This is a genomic window from Methylobacterium sp. A54F (assembly GCF_053346035.1).
On the sequence record NZ_JBKFBF010000002.1, the window covers coordinates 399,326 to 423,895 of the forward strand.

19 protein-coding genes are annotated in these 24,570 nt (G+C 71.7%); 5 read left to right on the plus strand and 14 right to left on the minus strand.

The annotated features are described in order from the left end of the window. The first annotated feature begins 35 nt into the window (after positions 1-35). The 3 genes from ACLBXP_RS05575 to ACLBXP_RS05585 all read left to right on the plus strand — a co-directional run bounded on the left by ACLBXP_RS05575 (position 36) and on the right by ACLBXP_RS05585 (position 3,759). A complete protein-coding gene (locus ACLBXP_RS05575) occupies positions 36-983 on the plus strand; it encodes an ABC transporter permease (RefSeq protein WP_447666580.1) in 948 nt (315 codons plus the stop codon). A gap of 4 nt (positions 984-987) precedes the next feature. After that, positions 988-1,881 carry an ABC transporter permease gene (locus ACLBXP_RS05580; RefSeq protein ID WP_447666581.1) on the plus strand — a complete coding sequence of 298 codons (894 nt, stop codon included), beginning with the start codon at positions 988-990 and terminating at the stop codon, positions 1,879-1,881. Between the two features lie 435 nt (positions 1,882-2,316). Beyond that, positions 2,317-3,759, plus strand: coding sequence for an acetamidase/formamidase family protein (locus ACLBXP_RS05585; RefSeq protein ID WP_447666582.1), 1,443 nt, complete (start codon positions 2,317-2,319; stop codon positions 3,757-3,759). A 57-nt stretch (positions 3,760-3,816) separates the two neighbouring features. Here the strand turns inward: ACLBXP_RS05585 and ACLBXP_RS05590 are convergent, their stop codons facing one another. The 14 genes from ACLBXP_RS05590 to ACLBXP_RS05655 form a co-directional block, all read right to left on the minus strand. Next, on the minus strand, positions 3,817-6,552 hold the full coding sequence (locus ACLBXP_RS05590; protein ID WP_447666583.1) for a molybdopterin-dependent oxidoreductase: 2,736 nt from the start codon (positions 6,550-6,552) through the stop codon (positions 3,817-3,819). Further along, a complete protein-coding gene (locus tag ACLBXP_RS05595; protein WP_447666584.1) occupies positions 6,549-7,376 on the minus strand; it encodes an FAD binding domain-containing protein in 828 nt (275 codons plus the stop codon). Before ACLBXP_RS05595 ends, ACLBXP_RS05590 begins: the two co-directional genes overlap by 4 nt. A gap of 64 nt (positions 7,377-7,440) precedes the next feature. After that, entirely contained in the window at positions 7,441-8,265 is an 825-nt protein-coding gene (gene panB / locus ACLBXP_RS05600; protein ID WP_447666585.1) for a 3-methyl-2-oxobutanoate hydroxymethyltransferase, read from the minus strand. Between the two features lie 336 nt (positions 8,266-8,601). Beyond that, a complete protein-coding gene (locus tag ACLBXP_RS05605; protein ID WP_447666586.1) occupies positions 8,602-9,333 on the minus strand; it encodes an MIP/aquaporin family protein in 732 nt (243 codons plus the stop codon). A gap of 53 nt (positions 9,334-9,386) precedes the next feature. Then, complete coding sequence (gene glpK / locus ACLBXP_RS05610) at positions 9,387-10,892, minus strand: glycerol kinase GlpK (RefSeq protein WP_447666587.1); 1,506 nt, start codon at positions 10,890-10,892, stop codon at positions 9,387-9,389. A gap of 87 nt (positions 10,893-10,979) precedes the next feature. Continuing rightward, positions 10,980-12,512, minus strand: a complete 1,533-nt coding sequence (glpD, locus tag ACLBXP_RS05615) for a glycerol-3-phosphate dehydrogenase (RefSeq protein ID WP_447666588.1) — start codon at positions 12,510-12,512, stop codon at positions 10,980-10,982. A 93-nt stretch (positions 12,513-12,605) separates the two neighbouring features. Then, the gene (locus ACLBXP_RS05620) at positions 12,606-13,427 is read right to left on the minus strand and encodes a DeoR/GlpR family DNA-binding transcription regulator (protein WP_447666589.1); all 822 of its coding nucleotides are present in this window, start codon (positions 13,425-13,427) and stop codon (positions 12,606-12,608) included. A 113-nt stretch (positions 13,428-13,540) separates the two neighbouring features. Next, a complete protein-coding gene (locus ACLBXP_RS05625) occupies positions 13,541-15,214 on the minus strand; it encodes a Na/Pi cotransporter family protein (RefSeq protein WP_447666590.1) in 1,674 nt (557 codons plus the stop codon). Then, complete coding sequence (gene pbfA / locus ACLBXP_RS05630) at positions 15,211-16,578, minus strand: (R)-1-hydroxy-2-aminoethylphosphonate ammonia-lyase (protein WP_447666591.1); 1,368 nt, start codon at positions 16,576-16,578, stop codon at positions 15,211-15,213. Before pbfA ends, ACLBXP_RS05625 begins: the two co-directional genes overlap by 4 nt. Next, entirely contained in the window at positions 16,575-18,311 is a 1,737-nt protein-coding gene (locus ACLBXP_RS05635; RefSeq protein ID WP_447666592.1) for a putative 2-aminoethylphosphonate ABC transporter permease subunit, read from the minus strand. The genes pbfA and ACLBXP_RS05635 overlap by 4 nt, the downstream gene beginning before the upstream one ends. Further along, entirely contained in the window at positions 18,308-19,399 is a 1,092-nt protein-coding gene (locus tag ACLBXP_RS05640) for a putative 2-aminoethylphosphonate ABC transporter ATP-binding protein (protein WP_447666593.1), read from the minus strand. Before ACLBXP_RS05640 ends, ACLBXP_RS05635 begins: the two co-directional genes overlap by 4 nt. A gap of 63 nt (positions 19,400-19,462) precedes the next feature. After that, positions 19,463-20,500, minus strand: a complete 1,038-nt coding sequence (locus ACLBXP_RS05645; protein WP_447666594.1) for a putative 2-aminoethylphosphonate ABC transporter substrate-binding protein — start codon at positions 20,498-20,500, stop codon at positions 19,463-19,465. 218 nt (positions 20,501-20,718) lie between these two features. Then, positions 20,719-21,546: a phosphonoacetaldehyde hydrolase gene (phnX, locus tag ACLBXP_RS05650; protein ID WP_447666595.1), complete on the minus strand. Its 828-nt coding sequence runs from the start codon at positions 21,544-21,546 to the stop codon at positions 20,719-20,721. Positions 21,547-21,573: 27 nt separating this feature from the next. Next, on the minus strand, positions 21,574-22,689 hold the full coding sequence (locus ACLBXP_RS05655) for a 2-aminoethylphosphonate--pyruvate transaminase (protein ID WP_447666596.1): 1,116 nt from the start codon (positions 22,687-22,689) through the stop codon (positions 21,574-21,576). Between the two features lie 109 nt (positions 22,690-22,798). Between ACLBXP_RS05655 and ACLBXP_RS05660 the strand changes: the two genes are divergently transcribed. Further along, positions 22,799-23,689 (plus strand): LysR substrate-binding domain-containing protein, encoded by an 891-nt coding sequence (locus tag ACLBXP_RS05660; RefSeq protein ID WP_447666597.1) that lies wholly within the window; start codon positions 22,799-22,801, stop codon positions 23,687-23,689. Next, positions 23,686-24,477, plus strand: a complete 792-nt coding sequence (locus ACLBXP_RS05665) for a DeoR/GlpR family DNA-binding transcription regulator (protein ID WP_447666598.1) — start codon at positions 23,686-23,688, stop codon at positions 24,475-24,477. The genes ACLBXP_RS05660 and ACLBXP_RS05665 overlap by 4 nt, the downstream gene beginning before the upstream one ends. Positions 24,478-24,570: the final 93 nt, after the last annotated feature.

Genomic DNA, 24,570 nt, shown 5'->3' on the forward strand with positions numbered 1-24,570 from the left:
GCACGCAAGACCGGACCAGCCGCGAAGCCGAGACCATGACCGACATCGCCCTGCCCGCCCCCGTCACGGCCGCCGCCGAGGCCGCATCCTCGGCCGGTCTTTCCGCGCGGCGGCACCGCGGCCGCCGCCTCACCTACCTGCAGGCGGCGCCGCTGGCGCTGGTGTTCCTCGCCTTCCTGGTGGTGCCCCTGCTGCTGACCCTGATGGTGAGCTTCTGGGAGTACAACGAGTACGAGATCATCCCGGCCTTCACGCTCCAGAACTACGCCGACATCTTCGAGGGCTGTACGGCGGGCGGCGACCTCTGCACGACGGCCAGGACCTACCTGTCGACGCTCAAGTTCTGCGCACTGACGCTCGGCTTCACCTTCGCGATCGGCTTCCCGGTGGCCTACTTCCTGGCCTTCCACGTCCGCAGCCGCACGATGCAGATGGCGCTGTTCCTGCTCTGCACGATCCCGTTCTGGACCTCGAACGTGATCCGGATGATCTCCTGGATCCCGCTCCTCGGGCGCAACGGGCTCGTCAACGAGACCCTGCAGGGCCTCGGCCTGACCGCGCGGCCGATCGAGGGCCTGCTCTACTCGGACTTCGCCGTCGTGCTCGCCTTCGTGCACCTCTACACGGTGTTCATGATCGTGCCGATCTTCAACAACATGGCGCGGATCGAGCGAAGCCTGATCGAGGCCGCCTACGACGCCGGCGCCAGCGGCTGGCAGACCCTCGTCACCGTGATCCTGCCCCTGTGCAAGCCCGGCATCGCGATCGGCGCGATCTTCGTGCTGACGCTCGTGATGGGCGACTTCGTGACCGTCGGCGTGATGGGCGGCCAGCAGATCGCATCGGTTGGCAAGGTCATCCAGGTGCAGATGGCCTACCTGCAGTTCCCTGCAGCCGCCGCGAACGCCGTGGTGCTGCTCTGCGCTGTGATGCTGATGGTGCTCGGCCTCACCCGCCTGATCGACCTGCGCCGGGAGCTGTGAGCCGATGAGCGACCGCCCCCGCACCCTGTCCTTCTACCTCCTCGCGGCCTTCTTCGGGCTGTTCGTGCTCTTCCTCTACGGGCCGACGCTGACGATCCTGGTCCTGAGCTTCCAGGGCCCGCAGGGGGGCCTCACCTTCCCGATGAACGGGGTCTCGACGCACTGGTTTGCGCGCCTCTGGGCCGGCCTCGGCATCGTCGACATCTGGGCCGCCTTCCGGCGCTCCCTGGCACTCGGCCTCGTGGTCATGCTGCTGACGGTGGCGTTCTCGTTCTTCGCGGGCCTCGCCTTCCGCAAAGGATTTCGGGGCTCGGGCCTCCTGTTCACCCTCGCCGTCGCGAGCCTGATCGTCCCCTCGATCGTCGTGTCCCTCGGCATCGGCCTCGAGTTCCGGCTCGTCGACGACGCCATCAAGGCGCTCGCCGGGGCGACCGGCTGGGGCTTCCTGCAGGACCACGGCACCGCGATGGGGCTCTACACCTCCGCGCTCGGCGCGCACCTGACCTGGACGCTGCCGTTCGGCCTCCTCATCATGTTCGCGGTGTTCAACCGGTTCGACCCGGCCTACGAGGAGGCGGCCCGCGACCTCGGCGCGAGCGGCGCCCAGACGGTGCGCCACGTGATCCTGCCGATCCTGGCGCCGTCCCTCGTCGGCGTCGCGCTATTTGGCTTCACCCTCTCCTTCGACGACCTTGCGCGCACCAGCCAGGCGATCGGCGGGCGCAACACCCTGCCGCTGGAGCTGCAGGGCCTCACCACCACCGTGACGACGCCCGAGATCTACGCCCTCGGCACCCTGACGACCGGCGTCTCGGCCCACGTCATCGCGACCGCCCTCACGGCGACGCTCTGGCTCCAGCGCAAGCGCGCAAAGCGGCTGGTGCCCGCAGGCACCTGAGGGGCTGCTTGACGATGCTCCCACCCGCGACCTCATCCTGGAGCACCCCCGCGAGAGGGCCTAGAAGGAGCCCTCCGGAACTCTCGGTGATCCCTGGAGGTCTCCTTGGAGGCTTCGCTTCGCTGCCCACCTCAGGATGAGGTCGCGGGTGGCAGACGGACCAACACAGGGCCTTTCCCATCCACCCACCTCATCCTGAGGCGCCGCGAAGCGGCCTCGAAGGAGGGCTCCAGAAGTCGCGCGATCCCTGGAAGCCTCCTTCGAGGCTCCGCTTCGCTGTGCACCTCAGGACGAGGGCGCGTGAAGGATCAGGGTCCGGCCGGGAATACCGTCGATCGCCTTGGTCGAACCCAACTCCGAAGGCTTGCCGCCGAACAACCTTGGCCGCAGGATTGCATACACGGTCCGGTCTCCCGAAACCCTTGGGGCAGCCACATGTGCCTTGGTGACGATCCGAACTGCGCGGCCTTCGAGGCGCACAGGCGGCGCTTCCGCGCCGACATGGCGCCCGAGCGCCGCGCCTTCCTGAAGAGCAGCTTCGTCGCCACGGGCGGGGCCGCGGCCCTGATGGCCGGCGGCTCCCTGGTCAGTCCGGCGCTCGCGCAGGCGAGCGGCGCGAAGGCCGCCCGGCAGACGACGCACTATCATCTCCCGGCCACGGCCGAGACGGTGCACTGGGGCTATTTCAGCCGAAAGCTGCGACCGCAGGTCGAGATCGCGTCAGGGGATTTCGTGACGATCGAGACCCTGACGCATCAGGCGAACGATGATGCCGAGCGGATGATCGACGGCGATCCGGGCGCAGAGAGCGTCTACCACTGGACGAAGGACCGGATGGCGGTCTCGCCCCGCGGCGCCGGGCCGATGGACGCCAAGCTCGGGCCCGGCGGCGGCCTCGGCGTGCACATCTGCACGGGCCCCGTGGCGATCCGCGGCGCGGTACCCGGCGACGTGCTCGAAGTGCGCATCCTCGACGTCATGCCGCGCCCCTGCGCGAACCCGAAGTACAAGGGGCTCGCCTTCGGCAGCAACGCGGCCGCCTGGTGGGGCTACCACTACAAGGACCTGCTCACCGGCGACAAGCCGCGCGAGGTGGTGACGATCTACGAGGTGGACGCCACCGGCACGCGCGACTGGGCACGGGCCGTCTACAGCTTCCGCTGGCCCGGCGTGACGGACCCGTTCGGCGTCGAGCACCCGACCATCGACTATCCGGGCCTGCCGGTGGACCACGCCCGCACCCAGCGCAACTTCGAGGTTCTGAAGGGCATCCGGGTGCCCATCCGCCCGCATTTCGGCACGATGGGCCTCGCCCCCGCGGAGGCCGACACCGTGAACTCGATTCCGCCGAGCTACACCGGCGGCAACATCGACAATTGGCGCATCGGCAAGGGCGCGACGATGTACTACCCGGTGGCGGTGCCGGGCGCCCTGTTCTCGGTGGGCGACCCGCACGCGAGCCAGGGCGATTCCGAGCTCTGCGGCACCGCAATCGAGTGCTCGCTGACCGGAACCTTCCAGTTCGTCCTCCACAAGAAGGCCGACCTCGCCGGCACCGCGCTGGAGGCGCTCGACTTCCCGATGATCGAGACGCGTGAGGACTGGGTGCTGTCGGGGTTCAGCTACCCGAACTACCTGCGCGACCTCGGCCCCGACGCGCAGACGGCCGTCTTCGAGAAATCCTCGATCGACCTCGCCATGCGCGACGCCTTCCGCAAGATGCGCCAGTTCCTGATGCACGCGAAGGGCCTGACCGAGGACGAGGCGATCTCCCTGATGTCGGTCGCCGTCGATTTCGGGATCACGCAGGTGGTCGACGGCAACTGGGGCGTCCACGCCGTGGTCAAGAAGTCGATCTTCGCGGAGCGCCCGGCCTAGCCTCGCTTCGGAACGCGCCTCCTCTGGACTTCGGGGGAGGCGCGGACCCGGCCGCCCTCACGGCTCCACGGCGCCCGAGACGCGCTCGAAGATCCGGTCCGGCGCGAAGGGCGTCGCGGTGAGGCGGATGCCCGTGGCGTCGCGGATGGCGTTGCCGAGGGCCGCCGCAACCGGGTTGAAGGGGCTCTCGCTCATGGATTTCGCGCCGAGCGGCCCGACACGGTCGTGGGTGTCGGCGAACAGGACCCGGGTCTCCGGCACGTCGGCGATGGCCGGGATGTGGTAGTTGCGGAAGGTCTGCGTGACGACGCGCCCGTCCGCATCGATGCGGAAATCCTCGTAGAGCGCGGCGCCGAGGGCCTGGGCGACCCCTCCCTGCACCTGGCCGCGGCACTGCATGGGGTTGATGACCCGGCCGGCATCGGCGGCCTGCACACTGTCGAGGATCCGGACCTCGCCGCTCCAGGCGTGCACCGCCACCCGGAAGCCATGGACGTTGAAGGCGACCGAGCGGGGGCTGCCATCGGCCTCGCCGAGGGCGTCGAGCCCCGCGAACGCCGCGAGGTCGATCCGCCCGGCAGGCGTCTCGACGCCAGGGCCGTCCAGGCGGCAAGCCTCCGGCAGGCAGCCGATCTGATCGGCCGCGGCAGCGCCGATGGCGGCCCGCAGGGCCTCCGCCGCCCGCAGCGTGGCCTGCCCGGCCACGACGATGCCCGTGCTGCCGTAGGCGCCGGTGTCGTGCCGGACGGCGTCGGTGTCCGCCTGGACCAGGCGCACGCGCTCCGGGCTCGTGGCGAGGGCCTCGGCGGCGATCTGGCGATGGACGGTGCTGGTGCCGTTGCCGAACTCCGCGGTTCCGACCTGCAGCGCGTAGGTGCCTCCGGCCTCGACAGCGATCCGGGCGTGGGCGTGATGGCCGCGGGGCGGGATCGTATCGATCATGGCGAGCGCCATGCCCCGGCCCACCCGCCAGTCCGGCCCCGGCGGCCGCGCGGCGGCCTCGTCGAGCGCGCGCTCGGCAAGGTCGAGGCACTGGTCGAGCCCGTAGCTGCCGTAGGTGACGTCGTGCGGTTCGAGGCTCGTGGAGACCATGGGGTCGCCGGGCCGGATCACGTTCCGGCGGCGCAGCGCGAACGGATCGAGGCCGAGGCGGCGGGCGAGTTCGTCCATCGCGGATTCGACGGCGAAGATCGTCTGGCTGAGGCCGTAGCCCCGGAAGGCGCCAGCCGGCACCGTGTTGGTGTAGGCGCTGCGCCCCGCCACCCGCTTGTTCGGGCAGCGATAGACCGCGATGACCTCGTTGCAGCCGTGGTGGAGCACGCCGCCGGTGTGGTTGCCGTAGGCGCCGGTATCGGCGAGCACGTCGAGGCTGATCGCCGTCAGGGTCCCGTCGGCCTTCGCGCCGAGCTTCACCCGCACCCGCATCGGGTGCCGGGTCGTGGTGGCGCAGAACTGCTCCTGGCGGGTGAGCTCCCACTTCACCGGCCGGCCGGTCCGCAGCACGGCCAGCGCCACGAGATCCTCGGTCAGCATCTCCTGCTTGCCCCCGAAGCCGCCGCCGACGCGCCCGCAGACCACCCGGACCGCCCCCCGATCGAGGTCGAACAGGGCGCAGAGCGCGTCGCGGGTCAGGAACGGCACCTGCGTCGAGGAGCGCAGGACGAGGCGGCCCTCCGCGTCGCGCCAGCCCACGGACCCGTGCGTCTCCAGATGGGCGTGCTGCACCCGCTGCGAGGCGAAGGTCTCCTCGTAGATGCAGTCGGCCTCGCCGAAGCCGGCCTCGACGTCGCCGACCGCGCCGTGCGCCTCCGCGGCGAGGTTCGGGCTCGCGGCGAGAGGCGGCGCGTCCTCGCCGGGCTTCGGAGCCGGGCGGTCGGCCGGATCGTGGACGAGGGTGGCGCCGGACGCGAGCGCGGCTTCCGCGGACAGGACCGCCGGACGGACATCGTAAGTCACGCGGAGCGCGCGGACACCCGCCTCGGCCGCGGCCTCGCTCTCGGCCACCACGGCGGCGACCCGCTGGCCGACGAAGCGCAGCACCGGATCGAGCACGAGGGTGTCGGCGGCGTCGTCCGCCGGGTTCTCGTGGCGGGCGGTGGAGAAGCGCCGGTCCGGCGCGTCGGCGTGGGTCAGCACGGTCACCACCCCCGGCACCGCCAGCGCGTCCGCCGTCTCGATCCGGCGGATGCGCGCGTGGGCGTGGGGCGAGCCGAGCACCTTGAGGTGGAGGAGGCCCGGAACGTCGAGGTCGAACGTGAAGGCGGCCCGCCCCGAGACCACGGCGGCGGCCGCCGGCGCCGGACAGTTCCGCCCGACTGGCCCGCTCTCCGGCCGCTCGGCGCAGGCGCGGCCCGCAATGGCGTCGCGGATGGCGCCGTAGCCGGTGCAGCGGCAGAGGTTGCCCTTCAGCGCCGCCCCGAGATCCTGCCGCTGGCCCTGGTCGAGGGCCGCCGCCGTCATGATCATGCCGGGCGTGCAGAACCCGCACTGGAAGCCTTGGGCAGCCAGGAACGCCTCCTGCGCCGGGTGGAAGGTGCCCGGGACGCCCTCCCCCGCCGCGCAGGGACCGGCGAGCCCCTCGATGGTGGTGACGCTGCGCCCGTCCACCCGGAAGGCCGGTGCGAGGCAGCTGTGGATCGGCTCGCCGTCGAGGTGGACGGTGCAGGCTCCGCAATCGCCCGCGTCGCAACCCTTCTTCACGCCGAACCAGCCGAGATCGCGCAGCAGCGTGCGCAGGCACTGTCCGGGGCGAGGCGCGGCCTCCTGCACCTGCCCATTGACCGTGAGCTTCATGCCGCCGGGATCTCCGCGAGGTCCTGCCGGATCTCCTCGGCGAGGCGGCGGGTGACGTGCGCGCGCCAGCGCGGCGCGCCGTGCACGTCGTCGTACCAGCCGTCCTCGGGGATCTCGGCGTCGAGCCGGGCCCGCAGCGCGTCGGCTCCCGGAACGGCCGCGAAGGCGAGGCGCAGGGGCCGCGGCGTCGCGGCCGTGATCGTCAGGGCGAACGCGCCCGCGCCATCCCGGGTGCCGACGAGGAGCGCGCCCGAGCGGCCGTTGGGGCTCAGCGAGATCCGCCGGAAGGCGGTCCGGCAACGCAGCGCCCGCGCGGGGATCGCGAGGCTGCGCAGGACCTCGCCGGGCCGGAGGGCATTGCGCTGCGGCCCGAGCACGAGCGCCGCCGCCGGCAGCTCGCGCTCGCCGCCCTCGGGCGTCCAGGCCAGGCAGGTGGCCTCGAGCGCCACCGCGAGCGCGATGATCGGCCCGGCCGGCAGCGCGAGGCAGAGGTTGCCTCCGACGGTCGCCATGTTCCAGACCTTGAACGAGCCGAGCAGCGCCCGGCAGCACTGCCCGACGAGGGGCGCGGCACTCCAGGCCGCCGGCAAATCCAGCCGGTCGAGCTGCGCGATGGTGCAGGTGGCCGCGAGCGTCAGCCCCTCCTCCGACACCGCGTGCGGGGCCCAGCCGAGGGCGGTGAGGTCGACGATGCGGCGCAGGGCGGCCTGCGGCTCCGAGAACAGCCACGTTCCGCCCGCGAGCCAGGCGTCGCCCTCCCGCCAGGACCCGAGGTCGGCCCGCGCGCGCGGGCTCAGAACCGTTTCGATCGTGTTGAGGTCCATCCCGCTTCCCGCGCGTCGTGCCGGCGCGCCCTGCAAGACTCCGTCCAGCCGGCGCCCCGGCGGCTCACCGAGGCAGGTAGGTGTGGTCCGAGGCCGGGAAGCGGCCGGAGCGCACCTCCTCCGCATAGTCGCTCACGGCGCCCTCGATGTGAGCCCGCAGCGATCCGTAGCGCTTCACGAACTTCGGGGCTCGATCGCTGAGGCCCAGCATGTCCTCGAGGACGAGGATCTGCCCGTCGCAGGCGGAGGTCGCACCGATGCCGATGGTGGCGGCCGTCACCTCCGGGGCGAGCGCGATGGCGCGCGCCACCGGCTCGACGATCCCCTCCATCACGATCGCGAAGGCGCCGGCCTGGCTGATCGCCCGCGCATCCTCCAGAAGGGCCTGCTGCGAGCCCGGCTCGCGGCCCTGCACCCGGAAGCCGCCCATGGTGTTCACCGACTGGGGGGTGAGCCCGATGTGGCCCATCACCGGCACGCCGCGCTGGGTCAGGAACGCCACCGTGTCGGCGAAGCGCGCGCCGCCCTCGAGTTTGATTGCCCCAGCCCCGGTCTCCTTGAGGACCCGCGCGGCGCTCAGGAAGGCCTGCTCGCGGCTCGCCTCGTAGGAGCCGAACGGCATGTCGACCACCACGAGGGCCCGGGACGTGCCGCGGATCACGGCCTGCGCCTGCAGGATCATCATCTCCAGCGTCACGGGAATCGTCGTCTCCATCCCGTGCATCACCATGCCGAGGGAGTCGCCGACGAGGATGAAGTCGCAGTAGGGGTCGAGGATGCTCGCCGTGTGGGCGTGGTAGGCGGTGAGCGCGATGATCTTGCGGCCCTCGGCCTTCGCCTTGGCGAGGTCTACTGCCCGAAGGCGCCGGGATTGCACGACCTGGGACATCGACTCCACCCTTCCAGCGCATCGGCCGCGGCGCGAGGGTCACCCGGCTCGCCACGGCCGCCGTGGCGCCTCTATACACCGCCCGGCGCCGGAATGCCCGGGGTGGCGCAAACCGGCGTGACAGAACCCTCGGCGGATCAAGCCGGTCGATTGCAAAGCGTGGGGGCGAGGCCCGGAGGGGCCTGCAGCATGCGGTGCGGTGACGGGCTCCATGGCTCCGTCCCGCGGCCCTTACCGGGCGTTTCCTCCCTAGACTCGGGCCGCCTCCGGGTTGCCTCTTTTCTGCCACAAACCGGGCCGTGTCAACGCTCGGGCACGGCCCGCGTATCCCCGGCCTCAGATGCCGAGCGCCCGCACCGCGAGGGCGGCCGCCACCGCGCCGATGGCCGGGCCGGCGACCGGCACGAGGGCGTAGGCCCAGTCCGAGGCGCCCTTGCCGGCGATCGGCAGGACGGCGTGGGCGAGGCGGGGACCGAGGTCGCGGGCCGGGTTGATGGCGTAGCCGGTCGTCCCCCCGAGGGAGAGGCCGATGCCCCAGACCACCATGCCGACGAGGTAGGGCGCGAGCCCGGTCGGCATGTTGCCGGTGGCTCCGACCGCCTTCGACAGGAGCGCGCTGATCACCAGGATCAGCACGAAGGTGCCGATGATCTCGCTGAGCCAGTTCGCCGGCGCGGCGCGGATCGCCGGCGCGGTGCAGAAGCAGGCGAGCTTCAGGCCCTGGTCCTCGGTGGCGGCCCAGTGCGGCAGGTAGTGCAGCCAGACCACCGCCGCGCCGATGAACGCGCCGAGCATCTGGGCCGGCATGTACACGCCGACCTTGCTCCAGTCGCCCGTGACGACCGCGCCCGCGAGCGTCACGGCCGGGTTGATGTGCGCGTCGGCGCTGCCCGTGGCGGTTGCCACGAAGATGCCCGCCAGCACCGCGAAGGCCCACCCGGCCGTGATCGCGATCCAGCCGGCGCCCTCGGCCTTCGAGCCGCGCAGGAGCGCGCCGGCCACCACGCCGTTGCCGAGGATGATGAGCACCATCGTGCCGAGGAGCTCACCCAGGAAAGGAGACGTCATCGCTGTTTCCTCCGCTTGCCAAGAGTGTCGGACCGCCGCGCTTGCTGCGCGGTTCAGTCCTCCTCCACCATCCAGTCGAAGGAGCGCTTCACCGCCCGGCCCCAGGCGGCGTAGATCCGCTGGCGCTCGTCCGCGTCCATGTCGGGCTCCCAGCGGCGGTCGACGCCCCAGTTGCGCGCGAGGTCGTCGAGGCCGTTCCAGTAGCCGGTGGCGAGCCCGGCCGCGTAGGCGGCGCCGAGGGCCGTGGTCTCCGTCACCTCCGGTCGCACCACCGGCACGTCGAGGAGGTCGGACTGGAACTGCATCAGCGTGGCATTCGCCACCATGCCGCCGTCTGAGCGCAGCTCCTTCACGGAGATACCGGAATCCTTCTCCATCGCCTCCAGAACCTCGCGGGTCTGGAAGGCAGTGGCCTCCAGGCAGGCGCGGGCGATGTGACCCTTGTTGGCGTAGCGCGTGAGGCCGATGATCAGGCCGCGGGCGCCCTCGTTCCAGTGCGGCGCGTAGAGGCCCGAGAAGGCCGGCACGAAGTAGACCCCGCCGTTGTCCTCGACCGTCGTCGCGAGGCGCTCGACCTCGGCGCTGTCGCGGATCATCCCGAGGTTGTCCCGCAGCCATTGCACCAGCGCACCGGTGATCGCGATGGAGCCTTCGAGCGCGTAGACCGGCGGCTTCCCGTCGAGCTTGTAGCCCAGCGTGGTGACGAGGCCGCAGGTCGAGGGAATGGGCTTCTCGCCGGTGTTCATCAGGGCGAAGCAGCCGGTCCCGTAGGTGTTCTTCGCCTCGCCCGGGTGGAAGCAGGTCTGCCCGAACAGGGCCGCCTGTTGGTCGCCGAGGATGCCGGCGATCGGCACGCCGGCGAACGGCACGCGGGTCTCGCCGTAGACCTCCGAGGAGGAGACGATGCGCGGCAGCATCGCCTTGGGGATCGCGAAGGCCGAGAGCATGCCCTCGTCCCAGGCGAGGTTCTCCAGCGACATCAGCTGCGTGCGGCTCGCGTTGGTGACGTCGGTGACGTGAAGGCCGCCGTCCGGACCGCCCGTGAGGTTCCACACGAGCCAGGTATCGATGTTGCCGAACAGGACGTCGCCGGCCTCAGCCTTCTCCCGGGCACCCTCGACGTGGTCGAGCAGCCAGCGCAGCTTGAGCCCGGAGAAGTAGCTCGCCAGCGGCAGGCCTGTGACGTCCCGGAAGCGGTCGCGGCCGCCGTCCCGGGCGAACTCGGCGACGAGGCGGTCGTTGCGGGTGTCCTGCCAGACGAGGGCGTTGTGCAGGGGCTCGCCGGTGCGGCGGTCCCAGATCACGGTGGTCTCGCGCTGGTTCGTGATGCCGATGGAGACGAGATCCTTCGCGGTGAGGCCCGCGCCCTCCAGCGCCTCGCCCATCACGGCTTGTGTGTTCCGCCAGATCTCCAGCGGGTCGTGCTCGACGTGGCCGGGGCGGGGATAGATCTGCGTGTGCTCGCGCTGCTTGCTGCCGATGATCCGGCCCTGCCGGTCGAACACGATGAAGCGGCTGCTGGTGGTGCCCTGGTCGATGGCGCCGACGTACTGGCTCATGGATGTACCCTCCCTTCGGGTCGTGGTTCGAGGTCGAGCGGGGCCGCTTCTGCGGCGGCTCCCGCGGGGATTACGGGCGGCTCGGCCTCAGGCGGCCTGGGCGCGTCCGGCGAGGTAGGCCTCCAGCCGCCCCGCACTCTCCGGCCCCGTGCGGAGCCCGAGCTTCGAGCGGCGCCAGAGGATGTCGTGGGCGGTGCGGGCCCATTCGTGGGCGACGAGGTAATCCACCTCCGCCGCGGTCAGGCCGCCGTCGAAGGCCTCGCCGAGGTCGGCGAGGCTGCGGGCGGATCCGAGGATGGTTTCCGCGCGGGTGCCGTAGGCGCGGGCGAGGCGCCGAGCGGTTTCGGGCGGCAGGAAGGCGTAGCGGGCCCGCAGCGTCGCCAGGTAGCGCTCGAAATCGGCATCCGGCATCGTGCCGCCCGGCAGCACGGCCTTGCCCGTCCAGGCCGGCTTCAAACCGGGGAAGTAGCCTGCGAGCTTCTCGATGGCATGCTCGGCGAGGCGCCGATAGGTCGTGATCTTGCCCCCGAACACGGACAGGGCCGGCGTCGCCCCGGACGCGTCGGAGACGTCGAGGACGTAGTCCCGCGTGACCGCCGAGGCGTTCGCGGCCGCGTCGTCGAAGAGCGGCCGCACGCCCGAGTAGCTCCACACGACGTCGTCCGGCCCGATCGACGTCGCGAAGGAGCGGTTGATGCAATCGCAGAGGTACCCGGTCTCCTCGGCCGAGATCTGAACCGGGCCGGGCTCCCCGTCGTAGGGGACATCGGTGGTGCCGATGAGCGTGAAGTCGCGCTCGTAGGGGATCGCGAAGATGATGCGCTGGTCGGGCTGCTGCAGGATGTAGGCCTGCTCGCCCTCGAACATCCGGCGCACCACGATATGGCTGCCCTTGATCAGGCGCACCGCGGAGCGGCTGTTGACGCCGAGCGTGCCGCCGAGCGTCTCGCTCACCCACGGCCCGGCCGCGTTCACGACGGCCCGCGCCCGCACCGTCCGGGTCCGGCTGCTCGCCTGGTCGCGAAGGGTCGCCACCCAGAGGTCGCCCTCGCGTCGGGCGGACTCGACGCCCGTTCGCGTCAGGATCTCGGCGCCGCGGTCGGCCGCGTCCATGGCATTCAGGACCACGAGCCGGCTGTCCTCGACCCAGCAATCCGAATAGACGAAGCCCTTGGTCAGCCGCTCCTGCAGGGGCTTGCCGAGCGGTGATTTTCGCAAACGAACCATCTTCGAGCCCGGCAGCGTCCGCAGGCGGGCGAGATGGTCGTACAGGAACAAGCCGACGCGCAGCATCCAGGCCGGGCGCAGGCCGCGGTCGTGCGGCAGCACGAAGCGCAGGGGCCAGATGATGTGAGGCGCGAGGCGCAGGAGTCGCTCGCGCTCCGCCAGCGCCTCCCGGACCAGCCGGAACTCGTAGTATTCCAGGTAGCGCAGGCCGCCGTGGATCAGTTTCGTGCTCGACGACGACGTGAATTCGGCCAAGTCGCCGCGCTCGCAGAGCACCACCTTCAGGCCGCGCCCGGCCGCGTCACGCGCGATCCCGGTGCCGTTGATACCACCGCCGATGACGAGGAGATCGACCGCGGCGGATTCGTCGCCCGCCTTCGCCCCTGTCGCCATACTGCACCTCCCTGCCGGTCGATTCGCCGGTCTGGCAGGATATTGCATCACTCCGTTGCTTTCGCAAGTGAAAATTTCAGCTTTCGATATCGATCAGTCCGGGGTGGCGATGGCGAGCTTGACGCCCTGCGCGCGCAGCAGTTCGGCGATGCCGCGCGGGGGCGGCGCGTCGGTGAACAGGGTGTCGACCTGACTGAGATTCCCGACCTGGACCATCGGGCGGCGGCTGAACTTGGTATGGTCCGCCACCAGGAAGGTCCGGCGGGCGTGCGCGAGGATGGTCTGCGTCGCGCGCACCTCCTCGTAATCGAAATCGAGCAGCGTCCCGTCGCCGTCGATGCCGCTCGTGCCGATCACCGCCACGTCCACCCGGAACTGGCTGAGGGTGTCGCAGGTGAGCTGGCCCAGCACCGCGCCGTCGCGGTTGCGGACGCTCCCGCCCGCCACGACGATGCGGAATTCGGTGCCCTGCGCCAGCGAGAGCGCGACGTTGAGGTTGTTCGTGATGATGCTGAGATCATCGTGCCCCATCAGCTCGCGGGCGACCGCCTCGGTGGTCGTGCCGATGTTGATGAAGACCGAGCAGTGCGAGGGGATGTGGCTCGCGGCAAGGCGGCCGATCCGGGTCTTCTCCGCCGAGAGGGTGGTGCGCCGGTCGGCGTAGTCGATGTTCTCGACGCTCGAGGGCAGCCCGCCGCCGCCGCGGTAGCGCTCCAGCCGGCCCTCCGCGCTGAGCTCGTTGAGGTCGCGCCGGATGGTCTGGACGGTGACGCCGAACTGGCCGGCCAGCGCCTCGATGGTGACGAAGCCCCGCTGCCGCACGGCCGTGACGATGGCGCCGCGCCGCGCCTCGACGCTCAGACTCTCGGGACGCGGTTCGGTCTTCTGGTCGTTCTTCTCGGCGGGGCGTGACACGGGCGGCCTGCCTCGGGGCTGCATCGACCCATGAGCTTAGGGCGCGGACCCCGCCTTGGGCAGCCCGGGACCGCCCGCCCGCGGGGGACAACTCCCGACCGCGGTTCGGTTCCCTATAGCTTCGGCTGCGGCCCATCCACGGAGAGCCGCGGCGCGGCGGCGCTGCGCAGGCGGCTGTCGAGCAGGTCACCGCTCTGGCGGAGGATCGGGTAAGCCGCGGCGGCGACGAGATGATCGTTGATGCGCTTGCAGTCGCGCAGCAGGTCGAGCTCCACGGCCCGGAGGGCCGCCGCCTGCGGCGACCCCGCCCGCAGGCGCGCCACGTGCTCGTCGATGCGCCGCTCCTCGAGGTCGCGGAAGGCGCGCTTCTCCGCGGCGAGCCGCCGGGCCGCCGCCCCGTCCTCGGTGACGAGGAGCGAGGCGGCGGTGCGCAGGTTGATCGAGAGCCGCTGGAGGAGGCCGGCGAGATCGAGCGCGTCCTCGCCGGCGCCGGCGCCGAGCTTGCGCCGCCGCCCGATCTGTCCCGCGACGCTGCCCGCGAGGATGTCGCCCGCGTGCCCGATCTGGATCGTGAAGGCCACGAGGGCCGAAAGCCGGCGCGCCTCGTCCTCGCCGAGGGCTTCCGTGTCGAGGCCGGCGAGGAAGCGCTGAAGCTCGGTCCCGAGGTCCTCCAGGGTCCGCTCGCCGAGCCGGATGCGCGGCGTGACGCCCTCCCCGGCTCGCAGGAGACGGCTGCCGTCGGCGAGCATGCCCTCCAGGATGTCGGCCATGCGCAGCGCCCGGCGCGACGCGTGGCCGAGAGCGATCGAGGGGACTTCGGCGAGGCTCGCATCGAGGCGCGGCAGGGCCTCGGCCGCCTCGCCCTCCGGCAGCAGCCGGCGCAGGAGCGCGGCCAGGGGCCGAAGGAGCGGCAGCCCGGCGAGCGCGAGGCACAGGTTGAACAGGAGGTGGAAGTCCGCGACCCGCACCCGCGGGTCCGGGCCGAGGCGGTCGAGCCCGGCCTCGATCGGCCCGAGGAGCGGCAGCGCCAGCGCGCAGCCGGCAAGCCGGACCAGCAGGTTGCCGAGGGCCACGCGCCGCCCGGCCGGGTCGCGGCTCGCGATCAGCGGGTTGAGGGCGCTGCCGAGATTGGCGCCGAGAACGAGCGCCAGCGCGGTCGCGCCCGGGACGACGCCCTGCGCCGCGAAGGCCGCGACCAGCAGCACCACGGCGACGCTCGAATGGGCGAGCCAGGCGATCGCCGCGCCGATCAGCGCCGCCACCACCGGATCGGCGGAGACGAGCGTGAGGAGCGCGCGCAGTTCGGGCGCGGTGCCGAGGGGTTCGAGGGTCGCCACGAGCTGGACGAGGGCCAGGACGACGAGGCCGAGGCCGATCGCGACGCGGCCGAGGGCGCGGCCGCGCCCGCCCGTGGCGCGGCCGAAGGCGAGCGTCCCGACGAGGACGAGGACCGGCGCGGCCTTCGCCACGTCGAAGGAGAGCACCTTGACGATCAGCGCCGTGCCGACGTTGGCGCCGAGCATCACGGCGAGCGCCGGGACCAGCTCCACGAAGCCGCTCGCCGCGAAGGAGGTCGCCATCAGGCCGGTGGCGGTGCTGCTCTGCAGGAGCATCGTCACCCCGAGCCCCGCCGCGAAGGCCCGCAGCGGGTGCCCGAGGCTTGCGCCCAGCACCCGGCGCAGGTCGCCGCCGTAGGCCCGCTGCACGCCGGTGCGGATCATGTGGATGCCCCACAGGAGCAGGGCCACCCAGCCGGCGAGGTCGAGGAGGAGGATCGTCCCGGTCATCGCCCGCGCGCCGCCACCGCCTCCCGGATCGCGCCCTCCACGATGTCGAGGGCGGCGGTCATCTGCGCTTCCGTCACGACGAGGGGCGGCGTCAGGGTCAGCACGTTGCCCATCGTGGTCTTGAACGAGAGGCCGGCGTCGAGGGCGCGGTACATCACGGCCTCGGCGAGGTCGCCGTCCGGCTCGGCGCCCGCCCGGTCGCGGACGAGCTCGATCCCGATCAGGCAGCCGCGGCCGCGCACGTCCCCGATGCAGCCGTGCCGCTCCATCAGGCCGTGCAGCCGGTCGAGGGCGAGGGCGCCCACCCAAGCCGCGTTCTCGACGAGCCCCTCCTCCTCGATGATCGCGATGGTCTCCAGCGCCGCCCGCGCCGTGACGGGGTTCTTCTCGTGCGTGTAGTGGCCGAAGGCCCACTCGCCGCCGACATCGAGGCGGGGGTCGGCGACCACCGCGGCGATCGGCAGGATGCCGCCCCCGAGCCCCTTCCCCGTGACGAGGATGTCCGGCACCACGCCGTCGTGCTCGCAGGAGAACATCCTGCCGGTCTTGCCGAGGCCGGTGGGGATCTCGTCGAAGATCAGGAGCACGCCGCGGCGGTCGCAGATCGCCCGCACGGCCGCCCAGAAGCCCGGGGGCGCGATGTAGGGCACCGCCCGGGTGGGCTCGGCGACGAGGGCCGCGACGTCCGTGTCGCGGGCGAGCACGTAGTCGATCATCGCCGCGCAGGCCCGGCCGCTCGCCTCGGGGCTGTCCGTGCCGTAGGGGCAGCGGTAGCCGCCGAAGGGCGCAACCTGGAGGGCGCCAGCCACCATCGGCCCCGCGGGACCGGAGCGGAACAGCATCTCGCCGGACATCGCCGCGGCACCGGACCCCGCGCCGTGGAAGGAATCCCAGAACGACAGGGTCTTGTGGCGCCCTGTCGCGGCGCGGGCGACCTTCACGGCCACCTCGATCGCGTCGGAGCCGCCGGTGGTGAACAGCACCTTGCCGAGCGGCCCGGGCGTGATCCGCGCCAGGGTCTCGGCGAGGGCGACGGAGGGGCCGCAGGCGTAGCGGCGGGGGGCGAAGGGCAGCGCGTCCATCTGCTCGGCGATGGCCCGCTTCACGCGCGGGTGCCCGTAGCCGACGTGGTGGACGTTGTTGCCGTGGAAATCCATGTAGCGGCGCCCGGCCACGTCCTCGATCCAGATGCCCTCGGCGCGGGCGATCGCGTTGAGGCAGGGGGTCGAGACCGACTGATGCAGGAACGCGCTCGAATCCCGTGCGAGCATCGCGCGCGTCGGTGCGTCGAGCGCCCGGGCCTGCCAGGCGGCCCGGCGGTCGGTGCGGTTGGTGTCGCTCTCGGATTCGGCGACCGTGCTCATGCCTGGGCCTCCCGGCGGCGCCAGCCCTGCAGGCGGCCAACCACGAACGTGTTGACGAGGACGAGGAGGAGGCGCGCGGCGAGCGCCGTCAGCATGATCACGCTGGCCATGGCGGCGGCCGAGGCCGTGGTGCCTGCCTCGTCCATGTGGACGATCGCGATGGAGGCGAGCTTGGTGTCGGCGCCGTAGAGGAAGATCACCGCCGAGACCGTGGTCATCGCGTTGACGAACAGGTAGGTGGCGAGCTCCAGCACGGTCGGCAGGCAGATCGGCAGGCTGACGCGCGAGAACGTCCGCCAGAACGGCACCTTGAGGGAGGCCGAGACCGCCTCGAACTCGGGGTCGATCTGCTTGAGCGCCGTCGTCGCCGTCACGTGCGCCACCGTGTAGTAGTGGGCGAGCGTGTTGATCGCGAGGAGCGCGAGCGTCCCGTAGAGGACGTTGAGCGGGTTCCAGGCGGCGTTGAAGAAGAACACGTAGCCGAGGCCGAGGACGAGGCCCGGCACCGCCAGCGGCAGCATGGCGAGGAGCTGCGCCAGCATCCGCCCGAGGGCGAAGACCCTGAGCTTCTCGATGAGGTAGGCGCCGCCGAACACGACGACGGTGCCGATGCCCGCGACGGCGCCCGCCATCATCAGCGAGTTGAGGTAGGGCTGCCAGCCATCCGCGTCGGCGTTCGCGAAGTCGTAATGGGCGAGCGTGAGGCTCATGTTGTAGGGCCAGTAGCGGATGAACGAGGCCCAGACGGCGACGCCGTAGGTCGCCACGATGATGCCGGCCACCGCGAGCGCGAAGACGAGGGCGAGGCCGTCGCGGACGGGCTTGTCGGCGGGCTCGTAGGGCACGGAGCGGGCCGAGAGCAGCGAGGATTGCCGCCGCTGCACCACGCGGTCGACCGCGAAGGCGAGGATCGCGGGAACGAGCATCAGGAGGCCGACCACCGCGCCCATGGGGAAGTTCTGCTGGCCGACCACCTGCCGGTAGGCATCGGTGGCGAGCACCGCGTACTGCCCGCCGATCACCTTCGGGATGCCGAAGTCGGTCACGACGAGGGTGAAGACCACGAACGCCGCGCTGACGAGGCCGTAGCGGGCGCCCGGCAGGGTGACGGTGAGGAAGGTCCGCCGGCGGCTCGCCCCCATCGCGGCAGCGGCCTCGTAGAGGCGCGCATCAGCCAGGCTGAGGGCGGTGATCAGGATGATCAGGGCGTGCGGGAAGACGTAGAGGCATTCGGCCACCACGATCCCGATCGGGCCGTAGACCGAGTGGCCCATCAGGAGCCCGCGCAGGAAGCCCTGGTTGCCGAGGATGTAGGTGAGCGCGATGCCCGAGAGCAGCGAGGGCGCGAAGATCGGCAGCAGGGCGGCGGCCAGCAGCAGCCCCTTCAGCCGCATCCGCGTGCGGGTGAGCGCGTAGGCGTAGCCGAAGGCGAGGGGCAGCACGATCGCGGTCGCGAGGAAGGCGATGGTCAGGCTGTTGACGAGGGCGCCGACGAGGGTCGGCGTCGCGAAGTAGGTGCGGAAGTTCGCGAGCCCCGCGAACCCGCCCTCGGGGGCTTCGAGGCTCTTCACCAGGAGGCTCGCCAGGGGTGCGGCGATGATCAGCAGCAGCAGGGCCGCGAGCCCGGCGATCAGCAGTCCGGCGACCAGCGCCTCCGGCACGCGCCGCGGCGCGGCGGCGGCCTGCTGCGGCAGGGCGAGGGGTGCGGTGCCGCCGACCATCGCCGTGCTCACGCGGTGACCGCCGGGAACGCCCGCAGGGCCTGCGGCGGCAGCGCGACGTGCAGGAACTGTCCCTCGGCGAGGCCGAGGTCGCCGCGCAGGTTCGCGGACACGTCGGCGACGAGGGAGCCGCCGAGATCGCGGCTCGGCTCCAGCCGCATCCGGTAGAAGGACCCCAGGAATTCCAGGCTGCGCACCCGGACCTCCAGGGCGTTGACGTCGGTCGGCGCCACGTTGCCAACGCGGATCTCCTCGGGCCGGAAGCCGAGGCGGATCGGGCTGCCCGGATGAAAGCCGCCGCTCGCGCAGCGCAGGTCGACCAGGCCGACGCGCACGCCGCCGGCCTCCGCGACCGTGGCGTTGAGGAAGGTCATGGCGCCGATGAAGTCGGCCACGAAGGCCGAGGCCGGGTTCTGGTAGATGGCCTGCGGGGAGCCGACCTGCTCGACCCCGCCGCGGTTCATCACCACCACCCGGTCGGCCATGGCGAGCGCCTCCTCCTGGTCGTGCGTGACCATCACGGTCGTGATGCCGAGGCGCCTCTGGAGGTGGCGGATCTCCTCGCGCAGCCGCGTGCGCACCTTCGCATCGAGGGCCGAGAGCGGCTCGTCGAGAAGGAGGAGTGACGGGGAGGTCGCGAGCGCGCGGGCCAGCGCCACGCGCTGCTGCTGCCCGCCGGAGAGCTGCACGGGGTACTTCCGCGCCTGGTCCGGCAGCCCGACGAGGTCGAGGAGTTCGGCGACGCGGGCCTCGATGCGCGCCCGCTTCATCCGCCGGTTGACGAGCCCGTAGGCGACGTTGGCGCCGACCGTCAGGTTCGGGAACAGGGCGTAGGACTGGAACACGATGCCGAAGTCGCGCTCGGCGGGCGGCGCGCGCGAGACGTCGACGCCGCCGAGCTCGATCCGGCCCGCATCCTGCCGGTCGAGCCCCGCGATCAGCCGCAGCAGGGTGGTCTTCCCGCAGCCGGACGGGCCGAGGAAGCAGACGAACTCGCCGCGGCCGATGGCGAGGTCGATGTCGTAAAGCGCCCGGAAGCTGCCGAACGACTTCGACAGGCCGGAGACTTTCAGGAACGGGTCCGGATCGCGGATCGTCATGCTCGGGCTCTTGCTGTCCTGCCGGAATCGTCCGCCGTGCGACGGCCGCGTGGCGGCCGGGGCCTACTTCTTGGCCGCCTTCGATTCGTAGCGGCGCGACCATTCCGCCAGGATGCGCTCGCGATTGTCCGCCATCCAGGCCAGGTCGTTCTTGATCATCGCCGCTTCGGCATTGGCCGGATAGTTCGGCGGGGTATTCTGCACGCCCGGGTAAGCGACGATCGCGTAGCTCTTGGCGTAGAGCTCGCTCGCCGCCTTGGTGGCGCCCCAGTCGGCGACCTTGCGGGCCAGCTCCGGCTGCTTGGAGGTCGCCACCACCGCCATGGCCTCCTCGTCCCAGCCGGTGCCATCCGCCGGCACGATCACGGCGAGGGGCGCGCCCTTGGTCGTCTCGGAGGCGCCGCGCATGTCGAGGGAGAGCCCGGCGACGCGCTCGCCGCGCGCGGCCTGCACGCAGGGTGCCGAGCCCGAATGCAGGTAGGCGGCGATGTTCTCGTGCAGCTTGTCCATGTAGGCCCAGCCGGCCTCCTCGCCCATGCCCTGCAGCCAGCCCGCCACCATCAGGTAGCCGGTGCCCGAGGAGGCGGGGTGGGGCATCACCACCTTGCCCTTGAGCGCGGGCTGCAGCAGGTCGGCCCACCGCTCCGGCGCCTTGACGCCGTCCTTCTCGGCCTCCGCCGTGTTGAAGCAGACGACGCCCAGATACGCGTCCATCCCGGTCCAGCTGTAGGGCGGGGTCGGGTCACGGAAGCTCGCCTTGAGGGCGTCCGCGCCCTTGGGCTGGTAGGCCGCGAGCAGGCCCTGCTTCTCGAACATCAGGAGGCTCGAGGCGGCGAGACCGATCACGAGGTCGGCGCGGGGGTTGTCCTTCTCGGCCAGGAACCGGGCCGTGATGACGCCCGTCGAGTCCCGGACCCAGACCACCTCGACCTCGGGGACCGCCCGCTCGATGGCGCTCTTGAACGGTCCGAGCTGATCGTTCTCGAGCGCCGTGTAGACCGTGAGCTTGGTCCGCTCGGCCGCGGCCGCCGGCCCCGCAAGCGCCAGCGCCAAGCCGAGGGCCGGTGCCAGGGCTGTGCCGAGAAATGCGAGGGCTCTCATGGTCGACGCTCCGTTCCGTTCGTGTCCGGGCGCTTTTAGGGCCGCGACTGTGACAGTATAAATACAAGATCCACCTGCCAAGTCCGGTATTTTTGCAGTGTGCGATCAGTTCTTGTGCAGTCTTTCCGATCAGCGCTGAAATAGAACATGGCACGGCGACGCACCCGCTCGCCGTAAGCGAGCGGGTTCGCAGGGTATCGCCCCGGGAAGGGCGCGGATCAGCAGGCCTGGGGCATGCGCCCGGCGGCCAGCAGCCCGTTGATGTCCTCGACGACGCCCGGAAGCTCGGCGATCGTGTCGATCAGAAAGTGCGGACGCGAATCCGCGAACAGGCCGGCGATGCGCTGGCGCTCGGCGGCCAGGCGCTCGGGCGGGGTCGCCCGGAAGGCGTCGTAGGTCAGACCCAGCGCATTGCCCGAGCAGGTGAGCGCCACGGTCCACATGCCGGCCCGGCGCCCTTCCAGGATGCCCGGCACCGTGTCGTCGACCTTCACGCAGGCGGCGACGTCCTCGATGCCGAGCGCGATGACGTTGGCGAGCGCCTGGGCCGGGTGCGGCCGGCCGTTCGGAACCGCGTCCGTCGCCACCACGTGGTCGGCCTCGTAGCCGTTGGTCTTCGCGAGCGCCACCACCCGCTCCATCACCCGCCCGGGGTAGCCCGAGCACGAGCCGATCTTCAGCCCGCGTGCCCGCAGGGCTGCGATCGCGTCGAGCGCGCCCGGGATCACGGCGGAATGCTCGGCGATCTTCTCGATCTGCAGCGGCATGAAGCGCTCGTAGATCGCGGTCACGTCGTCGTCGGTGGCCGCGCGCCCATGATGCTCGGCGTAGCGGGCGGCGATGGCCGGGTCGTTCAGGAGGGTCCGGATGTGGTCCCACTTGCCCATGCCCATGGGCCCGCGCGCCTCCGCGAGGCTCACCGGGACCCCGAACTCGCCGAACGCCTCGACGAAGATCTGGGTCGGCGCGAAGGAGCCGAAATCGACGACCGTCCCGGCCCAGTCCAGGATCGCGGCCTGCAGCCGGCGCGGCGGTTGATAAGCCATGGGGTTCGCTCTCCGGAAGGCGCCGCGTCAGATGTGGTCGATGCCGAACTCGGCCAGCGCGTCGGCCACCGCCGCCACCGCGCGGTCGATGTCGTCCGGCGTGATGGCGCCGATGCAGCCGACCCGGAAGGTCTCCACCTGCGTGAGCTTGCCGGGGTAGAGGATGAAGCCGCGCCGCCGCACGGCCTCGTAGAAGTCCACGAAGCGGTAGCGGCCGTCCCGCGGCGCGTGGAACGTCACGATGATCGGCGCCTGGATCTCCGGCGCGAGGAAGCTGCGGAAGCCGAGGCGCTCCATGCCGCCGATCAGGGCGGCGCAATTGGCCGCGTAGCGATCGTGCCGGGCGGGGAGCCCGCCCGCCTCGTCATACTGGAGGAGCGCCTCGTGGAGGGCCGCCACCACGTGGGTCGGCGGCGTGAAGCGCCACTGGCCGGTGCGCTGCATGTAGGTGTGCTGGTCGTGCAGGTCGAGCGCGAGCGAGGCGCAGTTGCCGGCCGCCTTCTCCAGCGCCCCGGCGCGGGCGATCACGAAGCCCATGCCGGGCACGCCTTCCAGGCACTTGCCGGACGCGGCGATCAGCGCCTCGAAGGGCACCCGCTTCGCGTCGATCGGGAGCGCTCCGAAGGAGCTCATCGCATCCACGATGAGCCCGCGCCGGGCCTCGGCCACGACCTGCGCAATCTCTTCGAGCGGGTTGAGGATGCCGGTCGAGGTTTCGCAGTGGATGAGCCCGACGTGGGTGATGGCGCGGTCCGCCGCCAGGATGCGGGCCACGTCCCCGGCGGAGGTCGGCACGTCCTCGGCGGTCTCGTGCGTCACGAACGGGCGCCCGAGCGCCTCGCAGATCTTCGCGAGGCGCTTGCCGTAGGCTCCGTTGATGCAGACGAGGATCTTGCCCGCGCGCGGCACGAACGTGCCCACCGCCGCCTCCACCGCGAAGGTTCCGCTGCCCTGGAGCGGCACGCAGACGTGGCTGCCGGTGCCGCCCGCCACCGCCACCAGGGCATCGCAGAGGCGCGCCGTGAGGGCGTTGAAGCTGCCGTCCCAGGACCCCCAGTCCGTCAGCATCGCGGCCTTGGTCCGCTCCGAGGTGGTGAGCGGGCCGGGCGTCAGCAGGATGGGCGCGGGCGCTGCGGTCATCATCGTCCTGCCTCGGCGTGGCGGTTCCGGGAGACGCATCTTGTGTTCGGGCGAGCCATCAGATCAAATCGTTTGTCGTGATGTCACGCATCAGTCTCGCCGATCGGTCGCGATGAACCTGTTCCAGCTCCGGGCCTTCGACGCCGTCTCGCGGGAGGGCAGCTTCACCCGCGCCGCCGCCCGGCTCTGCATCAGCCAGCCGGCGGTGACCGGCCACATCAAGGCGCTGGAGGCCCACTACGACCTCGTGCTGTTCCGCCGCGCCGGCCGAAGCGCCGAGCTGACGCCGCAGGGGCGCGCGCTCGCGGAGCTGACCGGCCCGCTGTTTGGACTCGTGGAGCAGGCGGAGGATCTGCTGGAGGCCAACCGGACACTCGCGACCGGCCGGCTGGACATCGCGGTGGACAGCCCGCACATCGTGATGCCACTGCTGGCGCGTCTGCGCGCCCGGCACCCCGGCGTCGTCGTCGGCCTCGTCCTCGGCAACGCCGCCGAGACCCGCGATGCGCTCCTCGCCGAGCGGGCGAGCATAGCGGTTCTCACCGAGGCGGAGCCGCACCCGGACCTCCACCTCCAGGAGATCGCTGTCTCCCGGATTTGCGCCGTGCTGCCGCGGGGCCACGCCCTCGCGGATGCGGCCGAGATCCCCCTCCCCCACCTCGATCGCGTCGCGATGGTGCTGCGCGAGCCGAATTCGGTGACCCGCCGCACGTTCGACCGGGCCTGCGCCGCAGCCCGGATCGCGCCGCACGTGCTGATGGAGCTCGACAGCCGGGAGGCGGTCATCGAAGCGGCGGCGGCCGGGCTCGGGATCGGGATCGTCTCGTCGCTGGAGCAGGGCGCGGACACGCGGGTGGCCGCCGTGCCGATCGCGGGCGCCGGGCTCGTGAACCGCCACGCCATCGCCTGCCTGACCCGACGCCGGTCGCTCCGCCTCATCCGCGCCGTCTTCGACCTTGCGGGCGAGGACTTGACGAGTGAGACCGGAGGCGTGCCCGCGTGAGCGCGGAGAACGCCCCCTCGCCCCGGGCCCTCGCGGTCCGCCGCCACGAGGAGATCCTGCGCCGGATCGCGGCGGACGGCAGCGTCAGCGTCGAGGCCATGGCCCTGCGCTTCGCGGTCTCCCGCGAGACCATCCGGCGCGACCTCAAGCACCTCGCCGAGCGCGGGCGCCTCGACATCGTGCACGGGGGCGCCACCCGGCGCACCGACGAGCCGGCTCTCGCCGAGCGGCAGGAGGACAATCCGGCCGGCAAGGCCGCGATCGGCCGTGCGGCCGCGTCCCTCATCGAGGACGGCATGGTGGTGCTGATGGATTCCGGCGCCACCACGCTCGCTGCCGCGGAGGCCCTGGCGGGCGCGGGGCGAAAATACCTCACCGTCTGCACCAACAGCATGCCGGTCGGGCTGCTGCTCTGCAGGGTCCCGGGCATCCGAGTCCACCTGCTCGGGGGCGAGGTCAACGGGCCGGACGAGGCCGCCTTCGGTCCCGAGGCGATCGAGGCCCTGGCGCGCTTTCGCGCCGACATCGCCTTCGTGGGCGCGGGTGGTCTCTCGGCGGCAGGCGACATCACCGATTTCACGGTCCTCGCCACCGAGCAGCGCAGCCGCATGCTGGCAGCAGCTGCCCAGCCCTGCATCGTGGCGGACAGCACGAAGTTCGGCAGGCTCACGCCGATCCGGCTCAACCCCATACCCGCCGGGACCACCCTCATCGTGGATGCTCAGCCGCCGGAGCCGATGGCGGATGCCCTGGTACGGCGGGGACTCGACCTCCTCGTTGCCCGCTGATGTGGTTTTTTGTGGTTTTTCTTGAGAACGACGCGGTTCTCGGCTAAGGCTCGATCCAGCCTCGGGTGCGCATCACCGTCCCAGCAGCCGAGA